The organism is Leucothrix mucor DSM 2157, assembly GCF_000419525.1.
GTDB classification, from domain to species: domain Bacteria; phylum Pseudomonadota; class Gammaproteobacteria; order Thiotrichales; family Thiotrichaceae; genus Leucothrix; species Leucothrix mucor.
Map to the genome: position 1 here is coordinate 283175 of NZ_ATTE01000001.1, position 22290 is coordinate 305464.

Genomic DNA, 22290 nt, shown 5'->3' on the forward strand with positions numbered 1-22290 from the left:
AGTGTATGGCGTGCTGAGAAAATGAGCTAGTAACTTGCGACGAATGGCTCTGTCTTTGAATTTGCACCGTTGTTCCGAATCGGCTGGTGCTGAGTGTGGGTAACTCGTAATGTGGATTCGTGGTCAGCGCTGCGACACCGCTGGCTGATCAAGCTTGTGATTACTCATAAGGATTTGATGATCACAGACCCCCTGGAGCTATCTTAGGATAGCTCCACTTTTTTATCTGCAATTAATGAAGAACGCCCGGAACCGCCAGGGTGAATGGTGCAATCACTGCATCAAACGTGTGGCCATCATCGGCTTGCATCTGATAACTCCCCTGCATAGACCCCACTGGTGTTTCAATCATCGTACCGCTGGTATATTGGAATGACTCCCCATGTTTCAAATGTGGCTGCTCACCAATCACTCCCTTGCCTTTCACCTCTTGTACCCGGTTCTCAGCATCGGTGATAATCCAATGCCGCGATAATAGCTTCGCTGCTACCTCGCCATGGTTTTCAACCGTAATGGTGTAGGCAAACACAAATCGATTAGTGTCTGTATCTGACTCAGAAGGCAGATATTCTGTTTTCACGCTCACGCGGATGTCGTATTGTTTTATTTCACTCATAGCCGTGCAGTATAATCCCTTTTAATGAATAATTTTACTTTTTCACCGGTTGCCACAATCGCCTCCTGCTTTAAGGATAAGTTTACCATTCCCCGTCAACCAGGGTTAGTGACCGCAGTGACTGCCGAGGTGGTTTTGCTGAAACCTTATGCAACGCCTGAGATTGTCAGAGGCTTGGAAGGCTATTCGCATTTGTGGATAATATTTGCATTTCACGCGATTCCACTGGGGCAATGGCGGCCAACGGTTCGACCTCCAAGGTTGCAGGGTAAACAACGCTTGGGTGTATTTGCCACGCGCTCTACCCATCGACCTAATCCAATTGGCTTATCCGTGGTTAAATTGTTGGATATCCAGATTCGAGACGGGGATGTCCGGTTAATTCTCGAAGGTTGCGATCTACTAGATGGGACTCCGGTGCTGGATATCAAGCCCTACCTGCCTTATGCTGACGCGATAAGTGATGCTCGCGGGGGCTTTGCCACCAGTATTCCGGATAGACGATTGCGGGTGGAGTTTAGCGAGCAAGCAGCGGCCGAATGTGCGGTGATTAGTCAGGAACTATCAAAGGACATTGCTCTGCTTATTCGCCAGTTATTGGAAATGGACCCACGACCTCATTACCAAATGGGAAAATTGGGGGATCGAGTTTATGCGACCCAGTTATATGATTTTAATTTACGCTGGCGCTATCTGCAGCCAGAAGTCGTTGAAGTGATTGAGTTATCTTCTGAGCTACCGTCTAAGGAATTCTAATAATAATGCAATATTTTGCGTCTCGATGCCTGCTAAGTAGTGGTCTCGCATTACTGTTAAGCGCTGGAGCGACTCAGGCAGATACCACCACAGCACTGTTGTCTCCTAAGCCTGCGCTAGCGCATCAAACCATCAATGAATCAACTCAGGCAGAGTTGCCGGAAGCGGTTTTGCAGTCGCTCAAAGAAAATAGAGTGCCGGCTGAAAATATCAGTATCTATGTTCGCGACCTGTACGCTGACCAAGCCATGTTGGCGCACAATGTCGACCTAATACGGGCACCGGCATCCACTATCAAGTTAGTCACTACCTATGCGGCACTCAAGCAGCTTGGGCCAAATTATGCCTGGCGTACCGAAGCGTGGCTGCGCGGTAGCTTGCAGGATGGCGTTTTGGATGGTGATTTGATTTTAAAAGGCTATGGCGACCCGTTTTTAGTCTATGAGCGCTTTTGGAAGTTTCTTCACGAGCTTCGGGAGCAAGGCTTACAGCAGATCAATGGCGATATTATCATTGATAATCAGTACTTTGATATTCCAGAGCATGATCCCGGTGCGTTCGATGGCCAGAGCTATAACGTGTATAATGCAGGTCCATCACCTTTGATGTTCAACTTTCAGGCATCTCGCATCTTAATAAAGGCCTCGGCGGATGAAGCAGCCACCCAGCCGGATGTGATGTTGGAGCCGGCATCCTCTCAAGCGATAGACAATCGGGTGACTTTGGTACAAGGGCGTTGTAAGCGAATGCATAGCCGACCTAAATTAAGTCGCGATGCGGATGGTCGGTTGGTTGTCGAAGGCAGTTTTTCCAAGAGCTGCGAACCACAGTCTATAATGCGCGTAGTCTCTGAGCCTGATCAGCATGTGTTCGATGCATTTACTGAGTTCTGGGCTGACTTAGGCGGGAGCTTGGGTGGCGGGCTTGAAATTGGACGAGTGACTGAAACCGACGAACTTTTTCATACGTACGCGTCACCTACCTTAGCCGAGCAAATTCGCTTGATTAATAAGTGGAGTAACAACGTGATGACCCGGCAGCTGATGTTGACTGTCGGAGCCAATCGTTTTGGTGCGCCAGCGACGTTGGATAAAGGGCGTAAGGCTGTGTTGGAGATCTTGCAAGAGCAGGGAATTGATACACAGGGAATCGTGATTGATAATGGCTCCGGCTTGTCGAGAAATACAAGAATTTCGGCACGACAGATGGCACAATTGCTGGAGACGGCTTATCGGGATGCGTTTATGCCTGAGTTTATGTCGTCCCTATCGGTTCCAGGGCTTGATGGAACACTGGTATCACGGTTTAGAAAAGAAGATATGGCGGGGCGTAGCCATTTAAAAACCGGAACATTGAATTACGTGACAGCAATTTCTGGCTACATGCTTAATCGTCAAGGACGGCGTTTAGTCATCGTCATACAACAAAATGGCCCTCGTGCTTCGGCAGCGGTGGGCGCTAAGATTCAGGATGAAATACTGCGTTGGGCATTTGAACAATAAGTCATTTTGCTCTTTTGGGCGGTTCATGAGGTAGGTAGATGTTGGTCAAAACAATTGTACGTCGTACACCCGTTATTGCTGGTTTAATCGTGTTTATTTCTGCAGCATCGGTCTTTGCTGCTGAGAGTAAACCGCTAGCCAAGCTGACTATTAGCGGCGTCAGTGGCGACCTCAAAGAAGGGCTGGAAAGACACCTGCCCGTTAATATGCCTGAATGTACGGCCTCTAAAGAAACGGTCAGCGACTATTTCCGAACGCTGAAAACTAGCTTAGTCAAAGGTGGTCGGGCACTTGGTTACTACAATGCCGAGTACACAACGGGCGGAAAGGTAGTTGAGAACTGCTGGCAACTGACCATGGCGATAAAGCCGGGCGAGCCGGTGCGCGTTGTGAGCCAATTAATCGAAGTAGTTGGCTCGGGGTCGAATGATAGGCCGTTTATCAATGCCATGCGCACACCACCTTATCAGCAGGGTGACGTTCTCAATCATCAACTGTATACCGACTTTAAAGATAATTTAACCGATGTTGCGGAGTCACGTGGCTATCTGGATGCGGTCTATGAGCAGCATGCGCTGACTGTTGATCCGGAGACTAATCAGGCCCGCGTAAATTTGGTTTTAAACACCGGCCCGCGTTACACCTTTGGCGATATCAAGATTGAACAGGATGTTATCAGTGATCGCTTGATGACGCGCTTTATCAAAATAAAACCGGGTACGCCTTATAGTACTAATGGCGTGCTTGAGCAGCAGCAAATTCTACAAAAAAGTGGCTACTATTCTGATGTCATCGTGAATGTCAATATTAAGAATGCCAAAAACCAGCAAGTGCCGGTGAGTATCAAATTAACACGCGCAAAGCGTGACAAGCTTAAGTTTACTTTAGGTTATGGTACCGATACGGGAGCGCGTGTTAAGACCGAGGCGTTACGCCGATTTACCGGCTCAAAGGGCCGCAGCGTTGAGGCCAAAGCACAGTGGGCTGAAACCCTATCCAAAATCGAACTTAAGCTAATCGAGCCGCGTGAAAACCCTGATTATGATGCGCTGAGCTACATGATCGACTGGACTTATGACACGGCTAACGATGTCGACAGTGCGAGTATCACTTTGGGTGCAGAGTACAAGCGCAAGTTGAGCAGTAACTGGGAGCAAGCCATTTTTATTAATGCGCTCATGGACCGAACTAGCAGTAATGGTAGCGATACTGATAGCTCCTATCTAACCTTGGTCGGTGGACGCTTGTCTAAAACAAAAACCAATAGTGAGAAATTCGCGAGCTCTGGTTGGAGTGTTTATATGCAAGCTCAGGCGGCAGTTGATAATTTGCTGAGTGACCAGAGCATTTCGCAGTTTGAATTTAAATCCAAGTATATTTTCCCGTTTGGTAAAGGGCGCTTGGTTAATCGTCTCGACTTAGGGCTTACCAGCGCCGGAGATCTTGAGGATTTACCTAAGAGTCTGCGTTTCTTTGCCGGTGGTGGAAGCAGTGTGCGTGGTTACGACTTTGAATCAATTGGTGAAGAAAACAGTTCTGGCTCGGTGATTGGTGGTAAGAACTTGTTAGTGGGCAGTTTGGAATACGAACACCCGATTAAAGATGCCTGGAGTATTGCCGCCTTTATTGATGCGGGTGATGCTTTTAATGAGTGGAATGACATTGATCTGGAGATTGGTGTTGGTTTTGGTGGGCGCTATCGCTCACCAATTGGACCTGTTCGGGTTGACGTAGGCTTTCCTGAAGGCCGAGTGGGGGATGCAACGTTTCACTTAAGTGTTGGGCCTGATCTGTGAAGTCTCCAATTAGTGATTATCTGTTTTCGCCACTGGTTTGGATTCAGATAGTACTGCTTTTTTTACTGATGACCTTGTTGGCGTTGTTACTCACGCCACTCGGCCCATTGTTGGGCGCATGGACAGCTACTACGCTGGTTAAAGAGCTAACCATCGAAGGGGTGAGCGGTAGTCTGCTAAGCGAGGTCAAAGTCGAGAAACTCGAGTGGCGCGATGGTGATGTAACAACGCTCAATAACATCACGTTGGAACCCGGTCAGCAGGATTTCAGTAGTAGCGGTATTAGAATTAAAACCCTGAATGTTGACTCCTTACAGCTAGCGTTGGCAGAAGGTACTCCCGCGCGTCCGCGTGGCGAAAAGGTTGATATTGGTGATTTTGGTATTGACCCGCTCAATCTATTTGTAGAGTCAGGCAAGCTTGGTCAATTTCTGGTAACCGAAGGCGAGACTAACTTATTTGAATTGTCGGATGTCAGCTTGGATGGCACCGAAATTGTTGATAATAAAATCAGTCTGAAAGACGTTAGTGCGCAGATGACGATGGACCCTGAGCCGATTGCTTTAACGGTCTCATCATTTAGCATGGACATGTTAGAGCCTCACGCAATGGCCGTGCAGGCAAATGCTCAGTGGCAGCATCCTGATATTGGCAAAATCAATGCGGACGTGGTTGGCGGAGGCTTCCTGCAAGCCTATACGCTAGATATCAAAGGCGATATCGATAATCCCGATGTTGGCAAACAATCATTCAGTGCGCTCGGAAAGGGTGACTTTGACTTTATTGATATCAGCGCACTGAATTTGGATAGTGACAGCGGCAGCATGACCGCCACCGGCGAATTAGCTTGGGTGCCGGATGTCTCTATTGACCTGGATGTTGATGCTAAGTCATTTAACACCACGCAGTTTACTCCAGAGTGGCCTGCTGAGCTAACCGGTAAAGTGAAGCTTAAAGTCGCTATTCAGCAGGATAAGTTACGTGGTGCGCTGGATATTGTAACGTTGAACGGTAAAGTGCGTGGTTATCCGTTCTCTGGTAGTGGCCAAGTGTCATTACTGGATGATGATTTTCAGTTTAAAAATTTACAACTGGTTGCTTCTGGCAATCGGGTGAATGTGAATGGGCAAGCCAGCGAGCCGTTTGACTTAAGCTGGGAAGTAGATGCTAAAAATATATCCAAACTAGCGCTTGGCATTGATGGCAGTGTGACGGCCAATGGAACGCTGACCGGTAGTGTGGCGAACCCAATTTTAAACGGTAAGCTACGTGCCAATCGACTAGCATTCCAAGGGCAGCGTTTAGAGTCTGCTCAGGCAGATATCAGAACGGCTGATGGTCAATATTTCCTGGATGGCAAGTTGCAAGGTTTGCTGGTGAATGGCGAGCGCTTTAGTAGCGCAACCGTAGTTGGTCGTGGTGATGTTGATAAGCATGAAGTCGATTTATCGGTTAATCATGCCCAAGCCAAGCTTAAAGCTTCGTTAGAAGGCGCATGGCTGGGTCAGGAATGGCAAGGTACTTTAAAATCCACCAATATCAGCGATACTGCCGTGGGCAGTTGGCGTTTATCAAAGCCTGCGAAGTTAACGGTTTCCGCTGAGGGCTTTAGTGGCGATGAGATTTGTTTGGAATCTAGAGATGGTAAAGCATGCTCGCTTGCCAATTACTCAACCCAAGATGGACTTAAAGCCTCAGGGAATCTAAGTGGTGCGCCGTTGCAATGGATTAATCCATTTTTACCTGAAACGCTGGCGGTTAAAGGTCGTGTTGGTGGTGACTACGCGGTTACCTTAAACCCTGAATTAAAAGGCAGTGCTAATCTGCAATTCCAGCCGGGCGAAGTAGCCGTCACTCAAGATGGCAAGGTTCAACGTTTTGCCTATCGCCAAGGGATGCTAAAAGCGGAGATTGATGGCAATAATATCGATGCAGAAACCAGCTTTAATCTTGCGGATGACGGTTTGTTGTCGGCGACTGCTGCAGTCAAGTTATCACCCGCAGACGGCAATCATGAGATCAATGCGCAAGGCGAATTTAAAGCGGTTCCACTCCAGTTAGCGCAAACGTTCTTACCTGAAGAGTTGGGTTTGTCCGGCAAAATAGATGGCAATTTTGATGTTGTTCAAAATGGCAGTGGGCGCTCTGGAAAAGTAAAAATTAACAGTACGGATGTCCAGCTCGCCTATAACGATGCGGAGTATGGCAATCAGCGCTATCGCTTTAACCAGCTGGCAGTTGATGCCACCTTGAATGGCGATAATGTGGTTGCAGAAGCACAGTTAGCTTTGCGAGATGGTGGAAGTTTCAGTGGGCGCGCTTCAGTTGACTTGAGCAAGCCAGATTTGGTGAAATCAGTCACCTCCGATGGAAAATTCAATGCGATGCCACTGGCATTAGCAAGGCCCTATTTACCGCCCGATGTGGGTGTGGATGGCTTGATTAGTGGTGAGTACTCCGTGCGACAAGAAGCGGCAGGCACCGTTGGCCGGGTCGATATCGCCTCTAATAATGGTAGCTTCAGTTATAAAGCCGAGGGCAGTAGTCGCCAAACCTATGCTTATACCAGCGCCAAGGTGCAAGCCACCATTCAAGGCGATACAGTACAGGCAGATGCCTCATTAGAATTAAAAGATGGTGGCTCTCTAACGACTCGTGTTGGTGTTGATCTCTCAGTTCCAAATAAAGCCACTGCAATCACCGCAGAGGGTACGGTTAAAGATATGCCAATGCTGTTGGCGCAGGCATTTATGCCAGAAGGTCTAACGCTAAATGGGCGTATCAATGGTCGTTATCAAATACAGCAGCAGGGAACTACAAAAGGCACCGTTAACCTTACCTTCCCAGCGGGCTCGGTTCGTTATGATGACGGAACCAATGGCGCTCAAACCTATGAATATCGGCAAGCTGAAGTTAATGCCGAAATTAACGGGGATGATGTGGTTGCCGATGCGCAATTTGTTCTGCGTGATGGCGGCACCTTTAGCGGTAAAGGGCGTTTAAACTTATCCAAAGCTGACAATTTGTACGACTTTGAAGGTGAGGGTCAGTTAAGCGCCTTGCCTCTCTCTTTAGCTGAGCCTTACATTCCCGCTGGGATTCGTTTCAGTGGCGCGGTGAATGGTAGCTATCAATTATCACAGCGCGGTGGGCAACAGGGGCAAATTAAACTAACTCTACCTGCCAGCAGCGTCAGCATTACTGATGCCAGTGGCAAGCTACAGCGCTTTGCTTATGAGACCAGCAAAATCACTGCGGTCGTCAAAGGCTCTGCGATTACGGCGGATGCGCGCTTAGTGTTGAAAGACGGTGGCGTGCTGACCAGCAATGCGAATGTCACGCTGGGCGCTAGCATGAAAGATCATCGTATTAATGTTGAGGGACAGCTAATTGCTGTGCCATTGGCCTTAGCCGCACCGTATTTAAGTGAAGATGTATCGTTCCCCGGTAAGGTGAATGGCAATTACAACTTTGCGCAAGTCGGTGGTCGCCAAACCGGAAAAGTTAGTCTGAATCTGCCGAATAGCTATTTCAGTATTTTGACGCAGTCTGGTGATCAGCAGCCATTTCCATATGAAAATGGCTTGTTAAATGCCACGATTGATGGCGACCGCATCAATATCGATACCTCACTGATCTTTAAAAACCGTGGTGATTTACGGGCGAGTGCGCAGGTAACGCTGCAGAAAACAGGGTCTCCGCTAATCAATGGTAATTTGGATATTAATATCCCGAACATTTACTGGGCGCAAGCTTATGTGCCATACAGCCGCGGACTGCGTGGCGAAGTGGTCGGAAAGGTTAGCTTTAGCGGCACGGTGGATAACCCTCGGGTTGTGGGTCGGGTTGATTACCGAAATGGTTACTTGCGATTGCCGCAGGTGGGAACTGAGCTCACGGATATAACTTTAAGCATCCAGACCAACCGGGCGAATGAGGCGGTCATAACCGGTAGTATGATCTCCGATGGTGGAATTATCCGAGCCAATGGCAGCATGTCACTGGCAGATATTAAAAACTGGTCTGCAAAAATGAGCTTAGTAGGTGAGAACGTCAAGTTTGTTGATACCTTTGAAGCCAAAGCGTATATGACGCCTAACTTACAGATTACTGCGGGTCCGCAAGCGATTGTCATTACCGGCACAGTGGATATTCCCAAGGCTGATATCAATCTGAAAGATTTACCAGAGCTTAGTATTGATGAGTCTGATGATGCGATTGTTGTGGGTGAAAAAGGCGCTTCTGATACCATTAATGCCGTTAAGGTGCAGCCCAATATTCTGGTGCGCTTAGGCAATGATGTACGCTTTAAGGGCTTTGGCTTTGCAACGCGCCTGAGTGGCTCTCTGCGCATTACTAATAGCCGGAATACCATTGTGACCAATGGGTCGCTATTTATCATTGACGGGCGTTACCAGGCCTATGGTCAGGATCTAAAGATCGATTACGGACGTTTAGTGTTTAATGGTCCGCCTAAAAATGTGGGTGTGGACGTAAAAGCAGTGCGTGAAGTGGAAAGCGGTGAAGTGGGTATTCAATTATCTGGAACTCTGCAACGACTGACTTCAACGATTTTCTCCAATCCAGCCATGGAAGAAACCGATGCGCTGAGTTACCTGCTAACAGGACACAGCTTGTCGACAGCGACTGGTCGTGAGACCGCATTATTAATGCAGGCAGTGCGTGGCTTTGGTATTGATGGTAGCGATGGTCTGATTCAGCGATTAGGTAACTCACTGGGCTTGGATGACCTGAGCATTGTGACCAAGGAAGACTTTAAGGAAAGTGAATTGCAGCTGGGTAAGCGCTTAGGCTCAAAGCTTTATGTGCGTTACTTGGTTGGTTTGTTTGATTCAGCCCACCGACTTGCGGTGGACTATAAAATCAACAAATTCCTAAATCTTGAGGTACAGGTTGGTGAAGAGCAGAGTGTGGATTTAATCTATCAGATCGAAATGAACTGAGGATATTAAAGTGCGGGTTTGACAACCTCGCCGCCTGCGTGATGCCAAGCAATAATGCCGCCACGCAGGTTGATCGCTTTAATATTCGCCTGCTCAGCCAGAAACTGACAAGCCTGACCTGAGCGCATGCCGCTGCGACAATAAATGATATTGGTGACGTCGTCTGAGAACTCATTCACTTTCAGCGGTACCGTGTGCAGTGGCATAAACTCACCACCGGCAATGATTCCCTGATTGAACTCTTCCTGCGAACGAACGTCAACAAGGCGGATGTTCTCACCATTGGCGAGGCGTTGCTTCAGTGTTTCAGCATCGATTTCTTCGATCATTGACATGGTGATTAGTCCTTAAAAAATTAAGGCAGAATGGTAGCCTCACCAGCGTGTTCGGTCAAGCGAGGGGCTGGTTTACCAAAGTTTAATAGAGCGCTGGGCTGATTTGGTATTTACTAAATAAAATGGCCAGCGTTAAGGGAGTCACCTTTTTGAAAACGAATTTATTAGTCGCCGGTATGCTGGTGGCAGCGATGAGCATCGCTCATGCAGAATTAAACCTTGAGTTACCGGAGACGTTTAAACCGTCCGGAACCATTGCTCCGCCGGTTGCGGCCACTATCGATTTCACCAGCCTTGGAGTGAAACGACTGCGTGCGGTTCGCAAGCGTTCCAATGTGGTTGAAGATCCAGAGCTGAGTAGTTGGATTCAAAGCTTAGGGCGTAAACTAGTGGCTCAGACCGGACAGTCAAGTAGCCCATTTTACTTTGTTATTGTGCGCGATGATGATGTGAATGCCTATGCCACTCAGGGTGGTTTAATTGTGATTAACTCCGGTCTTATTTTGCGCTCAGATACTGAAAGCGAATTGGCTGCGGTTGTTGCGCATGAAACGGCTCACGTTACGCAGCGACACATTGACCGAATGATTGAACAGGCCAAGCGTAGCTCCGTTGGAACGACTGCGGCAATGCTGGCGGGCCTAATTGTTGGTTCTCAAGACCCAACCGCAGGGCAAGCCATTGTGACTTCGGCAATGGCGGTTGATGCCCATCAAAGCTTAACCTTTAGCCGCTCTGCTGAAACGGAGGCTGACCGTGAAGGTTTAAGAATTCTGGCTAATGCCGGTTTTAATCCTCAAGGTATGCCCGCATTTTTACGTAAATTAGCCGATGGCGTTGACCCTCGTTATGCGGATATCAGCCGTTACTTATCCAGCCATCCATTGAGTAATCAGCGTTTTAATGATGTTGGCGAGCGGGCAGCACGTTATGGTCGTTATAATGGTCGTGAGAATAGTGATTTCTTCTATTACCGTGAAAAGCTACGTCAACTGACGCGCAGTGCGGCACAGGTTGAAAATACTCCAGCGGCTATTCAAAAGTACGCCACAGCACAACAGTATTTGCAGCAAGGTGCGGCTCGTCAAGCTATTCAGGCTTTGCAGAATCCGGGCAATCGAATGCCAGAAGTGGTGTTATTAGCCAATGCTCAAAACCAAGCAAGGCAATATCAACAAACAGTGCAGTTATTGCAGCCACATCTAGCGCGTTCGCCTGCTGAGGAGCGATTGATCATTCCTATGGCTGAGGCATTAGCAGGCCTTAATCGTACTGAAGAGGCATGGAAGTTGATGGCGGGTGTGCGTTTGAATGAGCAAACCAGTCTGGAATTTTTGGAGAGTCGGCAAAGCATAGCCAGCCAAGCGAAGAAGTTAGGGCAGGCTTACTACTCGATTGCAGAGCGTAATATTCGTATTGGAGAGTATACGAATGCCATTACTCAATTGAAGCTCGCTTTGAAACAACCCGAGCTAATGCCCTATGAGCGCCAAGATATAGAACAGGCCATTTATCGGGCGGAACGCTTTAAAAAGTCTTAAATACCCACGGCGAGCTTAATGGTAGCTTGGAAAATATCTGATATGGGATATATTGTCCGTTATACCTATACTAAATTGTATCCGCTATCCTAAAAATGGTTGCTTAAAGCGACTAAATCTGGAGGAAACACACTATGAAGAACATATCTTGTATGTTGTCTGCTATCGCTTTGTTGGGGATATTCTCATTGCCCGTGACTGCGACCACAGATGATGCCAGCATGATTGAAGCCGGTAAAAAGGTTTCACTCAACAAAACAAAAGGTAACTGTTTGGCATGCCATATGATTGTTGGCGGCGATATGCCCGGCAATATTGGCCCACCGCTAATTGCGATGAAAGCCCGTTTTCCTGATTTGGCTAAGCTGAGAGCGCAAATTGCCGATCCTCGTGAGATAAATCCGAATTCGATCATGCCACCGTTTGGTGCGCACGGTATCTTAACGGATGCGGAAATTGATCAGGTTGCTGCATACATTCACAGCTTATAACGAAATGATTTGAGGACTATGCGAATAATGAAACGTAGAACATTTTTAAGAAATACCCTGGCGGTGAGCGCAGCGGGTGCCGCATTGGGCACTGGCTTAGTAGCGCCTGGCGTTGCATTGGCAGATGATGAGCCGGTGAATCCGTTTAAGGTCGGCACGTTGGAAGAAGCATTGAAAGCCGCTGGTGCCGAAGGCTATGAAGAGACTGATAAGGTTGTTGTAACCGCGCCTGATTTAGCCGAAAACGCAGCGGTTGTTCCTGTTGAAATATCATCTGAGCTGGAAGGCGTCACCGAGATTGTTATTTTGATTGCGAATAATCCAACCCCTTATGCGGCAAAGTTTGCAATCGGCGAAGGGTCGGATGCATTGGTCAAGTGCCGCTTCAAAATGGGTGAGAGTAGTGATGTGATTGGCATTGTGAAAGCAGGCGATAAATATTACGGCGCTAAGAAGGCGGTTAAAGTAACTAAAGGCGGCTGCGGCGGTTAAGGGCTAAAGGAGTTTTTCATGGCTAATGAATATAAAACACGTCTGAAAGTGAAGCTTGAAGATGGCAAAGTAAATGTGAAAGCGATTATCTCTCATCCGATGATCACAGGTTTGACCAAAGATAAAAACGGCGAGACGATCCCTGCACATTTTATTAATGATGTGAAAGTCACAGCAAACGACAAGTTGATGATGAATGCCACTTGGGGCGTTGCAGTCTCTAAAAACCCTTATATATCCTTTGATTATAAAGGTGAGTCTGGTGATGTGGTCAAGCTGTCATGGACGGATAATATGGGAAACACGGGTGGCGCTGAGGCAAAGGTTAAGTAAATCCGTGTCAACGAAACATTGAGGGAATTGTCTATGAAAAAAACAGCAATGACGACATTGGGATTACTGGCGTTGGGAGCAGGCTTTCTATTTGGCTCAGTGGCGAATGCGTCACCAGAGGAAGATCAAAAATCCTTCCAGACGTTTTTTAAGGAGCGCTTTGCCAGTACTGAGTTCAGTGATTTTCAGAATGGGGTTTATTCTATCCATCCTGATTCTCGTAAGCAGTGGGAGTCTATTGAAGATTTTCCACCGTATGAGTTGGCTGTAGATCAAGGGCGTGAAATATGGGAAAAGCCGTTTGCGAATGGTAAAACGTATGCTGATTGCTTTGGCGGTGAGCTGTCTGAAATTCGTGCGCGTTATCCTTACTACAATGCTGAAAAAGATACCGTGCTGACGCTGGAAGCCGATATCAACGATTGTCGCGAAGCAAATGGTGAAAAGCCTTTTGGCTGGAAAAAGGGCGCTATTGCTGAGCTATCTGCATTTATTGCCTATGAGGGTCGTGGTAAGCCGGTGCAGGTGAAAATGCCTGAAACCGAAAAAGAACTGGCTTGGTATGATAAAGGTAAGCAGTTTTTCTATGCTAAACGCGGTCAACTGAATATGGCTTGCGCTGACTGTCATGTGTACTACTCTGGCAGAATGATTCGCTCAGAAACCTTGAGTCCTGCACTAGGTCATACGACTCATTTCCCCGTGTATCGCTCGAAATGGGGCAGTATGGGAACGTTGCACCGTCGCTATGCTGGTTGTAATGAAAACATTCGTGCCAAGTCGTTTAAAGCGCAGAGTGATGAGTATCGTGCATTAGAATACTTCCAGACAATTATGTCTAACGGGCTTGCCTTTAATGGCCCGGGCGCACGTAAGTAAGATCAGTATACCCCTTGAGCTTGGCTATCTGGCTAGGTCTAAGGGGTATCTAAGCATTTGTTTGAAGCTTTAATCTTCCTCTTTAGTAAAGAAGTTAAAGTTAATTGAGAAGCCCAAACCCTGTTCATCTGGTGCCACCAAAGTCACCAGTCTTTGAATCGCGGTCTCTAGCCTGATTTTTAACGGCAGGTCATCATCAGCCAACGCATAATCAATATCCATTGCTTCACTGTAGTAGGAATCACTCAGCGCCATCGCCTGATGATTACATGCCAACAGTAGTGCAATTGTAGTCGCCCTTACATACTTCATGGTTTCGCCCTTTTTTGCTGGTGTGTGATTTTTGTTTTTTGCGTGTTGCTTATAATTGTTTTTTATCGCGCTATTATTACAAATTGTTATACCACAAACAATCACAAAGCGCTGCGGACAACGCCTTGTGATTGGATTTAAGGGGAGGGCTGGAGCCGTGTTTAGAGGTCTAGATTTCTGAATTCTGCGACGGCTGGTGCGTGGTCAGAAGGGCGCTCCCAAGTGCGGGGCACTTTGTCGATATAGCTGGCAATACATTGTTCGCTGAGCAAGTTGCTGGTTAGGACAAGATCGATTCTTAATCCTTTGTTGTTCTCCAAGCCACCGCTGCGATAGTCCCACCAGCTCCAAAGTTCATCCTCTTGCTCAAACAGGCGAAAAGAGTCTGAAAAACCCAAATCCAGAATCTTTTTAAGCGCATTACGCTCGGGTGTGGAGCACAAAATCTTCTCGTGCCAAGACTTTGGGTTGTGTACATCGCGATCAGTCGGGGCGATATTAAAATCTCCCAGAATAATAAACTTCTGATGCTGTTGAATCTTTTCCTCAACCCATGCGGTGACTTTTTCCAGCCAGTCCAGTTTGTAAGCAAACTTTTCAGAGCCAACTTCAGAGCCGTTAACCACATACAGATTAAGTACCTGCAAATCACCAAAACGTGCTGCGACGATTCGGCGCTGTGGGTCTTCCAATCCGGGTAAATCAAATAACACATCTTCAGCAGGAATCTTGCTGAGCACGGCGACACCGTTATAGGTTTTCTGGCCATTAAAAACGACTTCGTAACCGGCTTCCCGAATGGCTGCTTCGGGAAACTGATCATCTGTCATTTTAGTTTCCTGCAATACCAGAATATCTGGCTTGGCAGAGGCTAACCAATCTAATACATGAGGCAGCCGCACTCGTAGAGAGTTTACGTTCCAGCTGGCAATCTTCATGCCGCTTCCTCGCTTAAGCCGTTGTGGCGGAGTAAGGCCGCAACATCTGGCTCACGGCCACGGAAGGCAACAAAAGAGTCCATCGCAGGGCGTGAGCCACCTTGTTGCAGGACTTGCTCCAGAAAGTCATTACCCACGGTAGGTGAGAATAGTCCTTCTTCTTCAAAGCGGCCAAAAGCGTCTGCTGACAGTACTTCAGCCCACTTGTAGCTGTAGTAACCCGCTGCATAACCACCGGCAAAAATATGCGAAAAGCTGTGCTGGAAGCGATTAAATACAGGGGCCGGAATCACTGATACCTGTGCACGCGTCTCATCCAGAATTTGCTGAACTTGATCGGCTGTTTTAATCTCAGTATCCATGTGAATGCGGATATCAAAGATTGAGAACTCCAGCTGTCTAACCATCGCCATGCCTGACTGGAAGTGCTGTGCCTTTTTGATTTTGTCGAACAGCTCATCCGGAATCTTTTCACCGGTTTCATAGTGTGCGGCAAACATATCCAAGGCTCCACGCTGCCAGCACCAGTTTTCCATAAACTGGCTCGGTAGTTCGACCGCATCCCACTCCACGCCACTGATACCTGAAATACTCAGATATTCAACTTTGCTCAGCATGTGGTGTAAACCGTGGCCAAACTCGTGGAATAGGGTGATGACTTCATCGTGAGTGAACAGTGCTGGCTTATCGCCGGTGGGTGATGAGGAGTTGCAAGTCATGTAAGCGACGGGTGTTTGTACTGAGTCGCCATCATCAAAGCGGCTGCAATAGCTGCCCATCCATGCACCACCACGCTTATTTTGGCGAGCGTATAGGTCAAAATAGAACTGAGCAACTAGCTCGCCTGACTGATCAAAAATCTCATAAAAACGAACATCGGAATGCCATACATCAACATCGGTACGTTGGCGAATGCTGATGTTGTAAAGCGATTCAACCAATTTAAACAGGCCTTTAATGACCGTATCGGCGGGGAAGTAGGGCTTTAAGTCTTCACTGCTGAAATTAAATAATTGCTGCTTTAGTTTATCGCTGGCATAAGCCACATCCCAAGCTTCCAGCTGTGGAATGTTCAGCTCATCGGCGGCAAAGGTTTTAAGCTCATCAAACTCCTTCTGTGCGTAAGGGCGTGACTTTTCAGCAAGCTCTTGCAGGAAGGTGAGAATATGCGCTGGAGACTCGGCCATTTTTACATCAACGGAGTAATCGGCGTAGTGTTCAAAACCTAACAGCTGTGCCTCTTCCTGACGCAGTTGGAGAATCTCAACCATCAGCTCGCTGTTATCTTGTTCTGGTGCATCTGCCTGATCAGAGGCGCGGGTGGTATATGCTCGGTATAGTGTTTCCCGTAAAGCACGGTCATTGGCATAAGTCATCACGGCGTGGAAGGATGGGAACTCCAGTGTCAGCAGCCAGCCTTCTTGCTCGCGTTGCTTGGCACTTTGCGCCGCAGCTGCCATTGCGCTTTCTGGCATTCCTGCAAGCTTCGATACATCATCAATCGCCAGAGTCCAGTTATTGGTTGCATCCAAAACATGGTCTGAAAATGTAGAGGTTAACTGTGATAAACGTTGGCTGATCTCACGAAAACGCTGCTGCTTGCTTTCATCCAAATCGATTCCAGAGCGGCGGAAACCTTGCAAAGCATCTTCCAGACTTTTGCGCTGAGCATCATTTAAGCCGAGTGCATCCTGATTGTTCTGAATTGATTGCATAGCTTCAAAGTAGGCTTTGTTTTGGCCCATCTCTGCACCGTACTCGCTGAGTTTTGGCAAGCTGGCGTTGTAGGCTTCACGCATTTCTGGCGTATTCACAACTGCATTCATATGGCCTACCGGAGAGAATATTTTGCCGAGTCGGTTATCAGCAACTTCCAGCGGCTGAATGAAATTGTACCAGTTTGGTTCTGGCGTATTTTCCAATAAACGATTTAGCAGAGCCCGGTTGTCCTGCAAGCATTGGTCAAGGGCAGGGCCGACATCACTGGCGGTGATCTTGCTAAATGTAGGCAGGTTTTGGGTTTCCAGTAAGTAGTTCGTCATATTGTTTTTGGTCGCATCAGATTAGTTGCGCTAATCATAATGCTTTTTGCGAATGCTTGCATGAAACCTAATTCACTTATGGGAATAAAAAAGCCCTCGTGTAGTTCGAGGGCTTTTTGTGTGTTGCTATTAGAGAAAGGTTAATTAATCAGCGCTTAGTTTTGGCGATGGGGTCTCACATGAGCCTGTACCATAAGGGCTACGCACATTTGGAGGGCTGTTTTCGCCAGTAACATCTGCAGCCAATACTGGCAGAGTTAAGTTTAGCTTTTCAATATACTCAGTTCCGCCAACTGTTACCTGCGCGGTAATTTGGATGGTTTCCCACCAAGCATGGTTTTGAGGGTAGCTGATTTGAACCGTTGCCTGTCCTGACTCATCGGTGATGCTGTTACCACTTATCGTAGTCGAATTAGTCGGCTCTAAGGTGCCATTGTTGTTGTAGTCTTCATTTTCATCCAACCAGCCATCTCTATCCAGATCTTCTGCACTACATTCTGCATCGGTGTATTGGCCCCAAGCCGCAGCATCCTCATCATAGAAAAGCTGCCCTTTGGCATAATCGGTTGATACAACTGTGAAGTCAACCTGCTTGCCTGAAACTGGGTTTCCCGCATTGTCCGTCACAATGACGCCAAATGTTTTCTGGTAGAACGGGCTATTTTCTTCAATCAACTCATCAAAACCAAAAGCCAGTCGCATCGCATCGCCACCAACGGTCAGGGTAGTGGTATCTTCAATATCAGAAGCGCCTTCAATGTGTGACGTAATCACAACACCATCTTTGGCACTCACAGCTTTACCAGCGGTATACACAATACTTGCGCTACCTGAGGAGTCTGTTTCTGCTTTTGAGCTACTGATTTTTCCGTCAACCGTGTCATTTAGGTTGAATACAACCACCTGACCTTTGACCGGATTATCATTGATGTCACGAACCTGCGCCAAAATAGAACTGCTACCCAAGGCGGCAATAATTGAAGGATCTGCCTGAATGTTTAAGTAATGTGGGTCGGTTGCGATGTACTCCATTGCAAGGCTAGTCGATAGGTAAGTCGTGTTATCGGTTGCGGTGATTACCGTACCACCGGCGGTTGCTGATTCAATATCGAAAGTAGCGTTACCGCTGGCATCAGTCGTTACTTGCCCAACCTCAACGCCGCCCACTGAGATTTTTCCGCGAGTTGCGCTAAGGTGTATGGTTTTTCCAGCCTGAGGCACACCATCTGCGGTCCATGCCAATGTGATTGCTTCAGTCGTATTAACCGGAATTTCTGTATTGCCACTGCTTAGATTGAATGCATTGGGTGATACAGTAATGATTTTGCTTGTGATTGCGCCGAGTGCTTCGGCAGTAATTGTGTACTCGCCACCAACGCTAGGCTGCAGTTCAAACTGTGCTTCACCTTCAGAGTCAGTCACAAGTGTGGAGTTTAATAGTGATGAGCTGATGGTAACAGACTGCTGAGATAAACCTTCATCGGCCGCATCTTTTAGCTTTACGGTATAAGTTGTCGGTTTATCCATTGAGATGCTTTCAGCACCATCAATTTGTACTGTCGTACCGATAATATCAATCGACAGGGTTTCCGTGATGTCGCCCGCTGTTACCGATACATTGACGCTCTGATTGCGAGGCTCATCCGGCACTAAATTCCATGTCGTTAAAATACCGTCAGAGCTAACCGTACCAGGTAATAAGGTGGCGCCATTATCAACAGAGGGTGTAAAAGTGATTCCGCTTAGCGCGATATTGTTACTGTCTTTTGCCATCATATAGATGGTGACTGGGTCTGAGCCTTCGGTCGCATCATCTGAGTCTGCATCACTTAAAAGTGAGCGCGAACTAGCATAAATTACCAAAGAGGCAACTTCGGCGGTGCCTGTTTCTGTTTCATTAGTCGTATCCGTACTTGTGTCGCTGGTATCAGTGTCTGTGTCGGTAGATGTATCAGTCGAAGCTCCTACAATAAAGCCGGTGTCAGTGCTTGAACTGCTGCTAGAAGAGCCGCCGCTACCGCCGCCTCCACACGCTGTAAGTGCCAATGAGATCGCTAATGGGAGTGCGAGTTTCAGAGTGGTCTGGGTAAGTGACATGTGCGAGCCCTTATCATTATTATTGTTAGCTGGGATTTTATTGAGTTTAACTTTATCACCGAATTTCACCAGAGGGTAAATTCGCTGGACAAGTGGTTACTCACCAGACTAAGGGCAGTTTATAGCAGGCAAAAAAGAGCCGCGTAAAACGCGGCCAAGTCACATCGAATACTGTTTTCCGGTCGATGTTTAACCGGATTGATGCTCGGACTGAGTCGTTGCATAACGTGGATCACGGGCTTCCAGGGCCAGCTTATAACTACGAATTCCCCGATATACCGCGCTAGCCAATTTCTCTTGGTAGTGTGGTGTTTTCAGTTGTTTCTCTTCACGAGGATTCGAAATAAATGCAGTCTCAATCAGCATGGATGGAATATCTGGTGAGCGCAACACACCAAAGTTCGCACTTTCCACTACCTTACGTGCCAGGCGGTTAACCGTTCCAAGCTCAGACAATACTTCTTTCGCTAAATCAAAACTGTCATCCAAAGCAGCAGACTGTGTTAGATCCAGCAATACTTCAGACAGTACGCGGTTATCAGACTGCAGCGTGGTACCAGCCATTTCAACGCCGCCACCATTCTCACTTTTTGCCAACCAATAAGCCATCTCACTGGATGCGCCTTTGTCAGACAATATATACACAGAAGAGCCAGTCACTGTTTTGTTGGTGTTAGCATCTGCGTGTACAGAGATAAATAAGTCAGCACCATTAGCGCGAGCAATCTCGATACGCTTACGCAAAGTAATGTACTTGTCGCTATCGCGTGTTAAGAAAGCCTTCATACCTTTGGTATTGTCGATGTGCTTTTTCAGTCGACGAGCGATCTGCAGTACAACATCCTTCTCATAAGTACCGTGCTTGCCTACCGCGCCAGAATCATATCCACCGTGGCCAGGATCAATCGCAACATTAAAGTTACGTGAGCCGGCTTTTGCTTGGCTGGCAACAGGTTTTAGCGCTTGCTTAGGTGCAGGAGCGGCTGCCGCAGCAACGACCGCTGCAGAAGCGGTACTATTGTTATCATCCAGTACAATCTCTAACAGGTACTTACCTGAGGACTGACTGAGTGATGCTTTAGCTTTAGTCTTTTGTGCCATATCCAGCACAATTCTCAGATCATCGTCGTTACGCATTGCATAACGCAGACGGCTAACTAAGCTGGTGGGTCTGTCACTATTAAGCTTCAATGCGCCGGCTGCCTTAGCACCCTTAAGGTCAAGAACAACGCGGTTAGGCGAGCTTAATGTAAATAATTTGTGCTCAATCGAACGATCAAGTTCGAACACGATGTGTTGTTGGTTTCGACCATTACGCATCGAAACTGACTTAACCAATGCTTTGCTATCCTTAGCTGCAAGGTGAGGGGCATAGACCATGGTTCCTAAGACACCAACTGATTTTGCCAGTGTCAGAACGAAATCCCTTCTTTTCTGATTGTTAACTTCCATTTGGACCGCTCTATAGTATTACCAGACTTACAGTGCATAAGATAAACGCATTAGCCTGATAAGATCAAGTAGATTTTACATTAAATCTATAAGTCTATGTTTTTTATTGAATTAAGGTGTTTCGATTGTGGCAGTTCGGCCATCACCCGCATAGCTTAAAGTTACGACAATATCGGCCTTGGGTAAAAAGCCTTTGGCTTGGTCGGGCCACTCAATTAAACACAGTGCATCTGGCCTGAAATAGTCGCGCACACCGAGATACTCCAGCTCTTCTGGGTCGGACAGACGGTATAAATCAAAATGGTAAATGTCGCGTCCTGCCAGACTATAGGGCTCAACCAGAGTATAAGTGGGGCTTTTCACCGTTCCTTCAAGCCCCAAGGATCTGAGAAGGCCACGCACTAAGGTAGTTTTGCCAGCGCCAAGATCACCGTGCAGTAGCACTAAGCCACCCACCGGTAACAGACAGGCAAGTTGCCCGCCAAGTTCCATCATAGATTGTTCATCGGCTAAATTTAGTGTGCAGGGGATCTGCAAATTACAGGCTGTATTCGGGTTCATAACTTGGTATCTGGATAGAGATGCTCCATACTATCGCGAAAATCTTAATAGTTCGAGACCGGCATGACGTCATTAGCATCGCAATCAGATCGGCAAGGCTTTGTTGAACGCTTGCAGGAATGGGGGCGGGAGCTGGGTTTTCAGCAGTTGGGCATTAGTAATACAGAGCTTTCTGAAGAAGAGCTGCGTCTGCAGGATTGGCTGGATAAGGGCTATCAGGGTGATATGGCTTGGATGGGCTCGCACGGGGTTAAGCGTAGCCGGCCAGCGTTATTACATGAAGGTACTCGCAGTGTGATTAGCGTGCGAATGGATTATTTGCCCACCGCCAGTACCGATTCTGAAATGGTTTTGAATCATCCTGAGCTTGCTTTCATCTCACGCTATGCGTTAGGGCGTGATTACCACAAAGTACTCAAGAAAAAATTACAGCAGTTAGCGCTACAAATACAAGATGAAATTGGGGCGTTTGGATTTCGGGTATTTGTCGACAGTGCACCGGTGCTAGAAAAGCCGATTGCTGTCAAAGCGGGCTTAGGTTGGGTTGGAAAACACAGCAATATTCTGAGTCGGGATGCCGGTTCATGGTTCTTTCTTGGCGAGATATATGTCGATTTGGAATTGCCGGAAACTGGAGCTGTTCAAGAGCACTGTGGCAGTTGTACCGCGTGTATCGATGTATGTCCGACACAAGCCATTGTTGCGCCATATGTCGTGGATGCCACTCGCTGTATTTCCTATCTGACTATCGAGTTAAAAGGCGTGATTCCTCCGGAATTTAGAGGAGCCATTGGCAATCGTATTTATGGCTGTGATGATTGTCAGTTAATCTGCCCGTGGAATCGTTTTGCCCAGCAAAGTGATGAGCCGGATTACGAAGTTAGGCACCAGCTGGATAGCGCAAGATTACTGGATTTGTTTGCTTGGTCAGAACCCGTATTTTTAGACAAAATGCAAGGCTCTGCTATTCGACGAATCGGTTATACCCGTTGGCAGCGAAATATCGCGGTCGCATTGGGCAATGCACCGTACCACCAACGAATAATTACCGCCCTTATGGAGCAACGCGCCAGCGCCTGTGAACTGGTTGCCGAGCATATCGATTGGGCATTAGACCAACAAAAAACAAAGAGTCAGCACTGATGTTATAAATTATCTGCATCGGCGATTTATTCCTGCGTTA

General features: G+C 47.4%; 18 protein-coding genes. 10 read left to right on the top strand and 8 right to left on the bottom strand.

Features of this window, described 5'->3' with window-relative positions:
• Window positions 1–232: 232 nt before the first annotated feature.
• Window positions 233–616 (bottom strand): Co2+/Mg2+ efflux protein ApaG, encoded by a 384-nt coding sequence (apaG, locus tag LEUMU_RS0101380; RefSeq protein WP_022950486.1) that lies wholly within the window; start codon window positions 614–616, stop codon window positions 233–235.
• Window positions 617–640: 24 nt separating this feature from the next.
• Here apaG and tsaA point away from each other — a divergent pair, with 24 nt between their 5' ends.
• From tsaA to LEUMU_RS0101400, 4 genes are read left to right on the top strand one after another with little or no spacing between them, the layout of a single operon-like run.
• Window positions 641–1372, top strand: coding sequence for a tRNA (N6-threonylcarbamoyladenosine(37)-N6)-methyltransferase TrmO (tsaA, locus tag LEUMU_RS0101385; protein WP_022950487.1), 732 nt, complete (start codon window positions 641–643; stop codon window positions 1370–1372).
• Window positions 1373–1377: 5 nt separating this feature from the next.
• Complete coding sequence (gene dacB, locus LEUMU_RS24085) at window positions 1378–2874, top strand: D-alanyl-D-alanine carboxypeptidase/D-alanyl-D-alanine endopeptidase (protein ID WP_022950488.1); 1497 nt, start codon at window positions 1378–1380, stop codon at window positions 2872–2874.
• Between the two features lie 38 nt (window positions 2875–2912).
• The gene (locus LEUMU_RS0101395) at window positions 2913–4670 is read left to right on the top strand and encodes an autotransporter assembly complex protein TamA (RefSeq protein ID WP_022950489.1); all 1758 of its coding nucleotides are present in this window, start codon (window positions 2913–2915) and stop codon (window positions 4668–4670) included.
• Window positions 4667–9634, top strand: a complete 4968-nt coding sequence (locus LEUMU_RS0101400; protein ID WP_022950490.1) for a translocation/assembly module TamB domain-containing protein — start codon at window positions 4667–4669, stop codon at window positions 9632–9634. Before LEUMU_RS0101395 ends, LEUMU_RS0101400 begins: the two co-directional genes overlap by 4 nt.
• Before the next feature lie 5 nt (window positions 9635–9639).
• On the opposite strand, the gene LEUMU_RS0101405 is transcribed toward LEUMU_RS0101400, so the two are convergent.
• The gene (locus tag LEUMU_RS0101405; protein WP_022950491.1) at window positions 9640–9969 is read right to left on the bottom strand and encodes a rhodanese-like domain-containing protein; all 330 of its coding nucleotides are present in this window, start codon (window positions 9967–9969) and stop codon (window positions 9640–9642) included.
• A 149-nt stretch (window positions 9970–10118) separates the two neighbouring features.
• Here LEUMU_RS0101405 and LEUMU_RS0101410 point away from each other — a divergent pair, with 149 nt between their 5' ends.
• The 5 genes from LEUMU_RS0101410 (at window position 10119) to soxA (ending at window position 13705) form a co-directional block, all read left to right on the top strand.
• Entirely contained in the window at window positions 10119–11510 is a 1392-nt protein-coding gene (locus tag LEUMU_RS0101410) for a M48 family metalloprotease (RefSeq protein ID WP_169446328.1), read from the top strand.
• A gap of 134 nt (window positions 11511–11644) precedes the next feature.
• On the top strand, window positions 11645–12001 hold the full coding sequence (soxX, locus tag LEUMU_RS0101415) for a sulfur oxidation c-type cytochrome SoxX (protein WP_026744391.1): 357 nt from the start codon (window positions 11645–11647) through the stop codon (window positions 11999–12001).
• Window positions 12002–12028: 27 nt separating this feature from the next.
• Window positions 12029–12493, top strand: a complete 465-nt coding sequence (gene soxY, locus LEUMU_RS0101420) for a thiosulfate oxidation carrier protein SoxY (RefSeq protein ID WP_022950494.1) — start codon at window positions 12029–12031, stop codon at window positions 12491–12493.
• Between the two features lie 18 nt (window positions 12494–12511).
• Entirely contained in the window at window positions 12512–12826 is a 315-nt protein-coding gene (gene soxZ, locus LEUMU_RS0101425; RefSeq protein ID WP_022950495.1) for a thiosulfate oxidation carrier complex protein SoxZ, read from the top strand.
• 33 nt (window positions 12827–12859) lie between these two features.
• Complete coding sequence (soxA, locus tag LEUMU_RS0101430; protein ID WP_022950496.1) at window positions 12860–13705, top strand: sulfur oxidation c-type cytochrome SoxA; 846 nt, start codon at window positions 12860–12862, stop codon at window positions 13703–13705.
• A 69-nt stretch (window positions 13706–13774) separates the two neighbouring features.
• Here soxA and LEUMU_RS0101435 read toward each other — a convergent pair whose 3' ends face one another.
• The 6 genes from LEUMU_RS0101435 to tsaE all read right to left on the bottom strand — a co-directional run bounded on the left by LEUMU_RS0101435 (window position 13775) and on the right by tsaE (window position 21107).
• Window positions 13775–14017, bottom strand: a complete 243-nt coding sequence (locus LEUMU_RS0101435; RefSeq protein WP_157474222.1) for a hypothetical protein — start codon at window positions 14015–14017, stop codon at window positions 13775–13777.
• 161 nt (window positions 14018–14178) lie between these two features.
• Window positions 14179–14955, bottom strand: a complete 777-nt coding sequence (xth, locus tag LEUMU_RS0101440) for an exodeoxyribonuclease III (protein ID WP_022950498.1) — start codon at window positions 14953–14955, stop codon at window positions 14179–14181.
• Window positions 14952–16997: a M3 family metallopeptidase gene (locus tag LEUMU_RS0101445; RefSeq protein ID WP_022950499.1), complete on the bottom strand. Its 2046-nt coding sequence runs from the start codon at window positions 16995–16997 to the stop codon at window positions 14952–14954. The genes xth and LEUMU_RS0101445 overlap by 4 nt, the downstream gene beginning before the upstream one ends.
• Before the next feature lie 144 nt (window positions 16998–17141).
• A complete protein-coding gene (locus tag LEUMU_RS0101450; RefSeq protein ID WP_157474224.1) occupies window positions 17142–19094 on the bottom strand; it encodes an Ig-like domain-containing protein in 1953 nt (650 codons plus the stop codon).
• Between the two features lie 189 nt (window positions 19095–19283).
• Complete coding sequence (locus LEUMU_RS24090) at window positions 19284–20546, bottom strand: N-acetylmuramoyl-L-alanine amidase (protein ID WP_022950501.1); 1263 nt, start codon at window positions 20544–20546, stop codon at window positions 19284–19286.
• Window positions 20547–20657: 111 nt separating this feature from the next.
• On the bottom strand, window positions 20658–21107 hold the full coding sequence (gene tsaE / locus LEUMU_RS0101460) for a tRNA (adenosine(37)-N6)-threonylcarbamoyltransferase complex ATPase subunit type 1 TsaE (RefSeq protein ID WP_022950502.1): 450 nt from the start codon (window positions 21105–21107) through the stop codon (window positions 20658–20660).
• A gap of 63 nt (window positions 21108–21170) precedes the next feature.
• On the opposite strand from tsaE, the gene queG reads away from it, so the two are divergent.
• Window positions 21171–22250, top strand: coding sequence for a tRNA epoxyqueuosine(34) reductase QueG (gene queG / locus LEUMU_RS0101465; RefSeq protein ID WP_022950503.1), 1080 nt, complete (start codon window positions 21171–21173; stop codon window positions 22248–22250).
• Window positions 22251–22290: the final 40 nt, after the last annotated feature.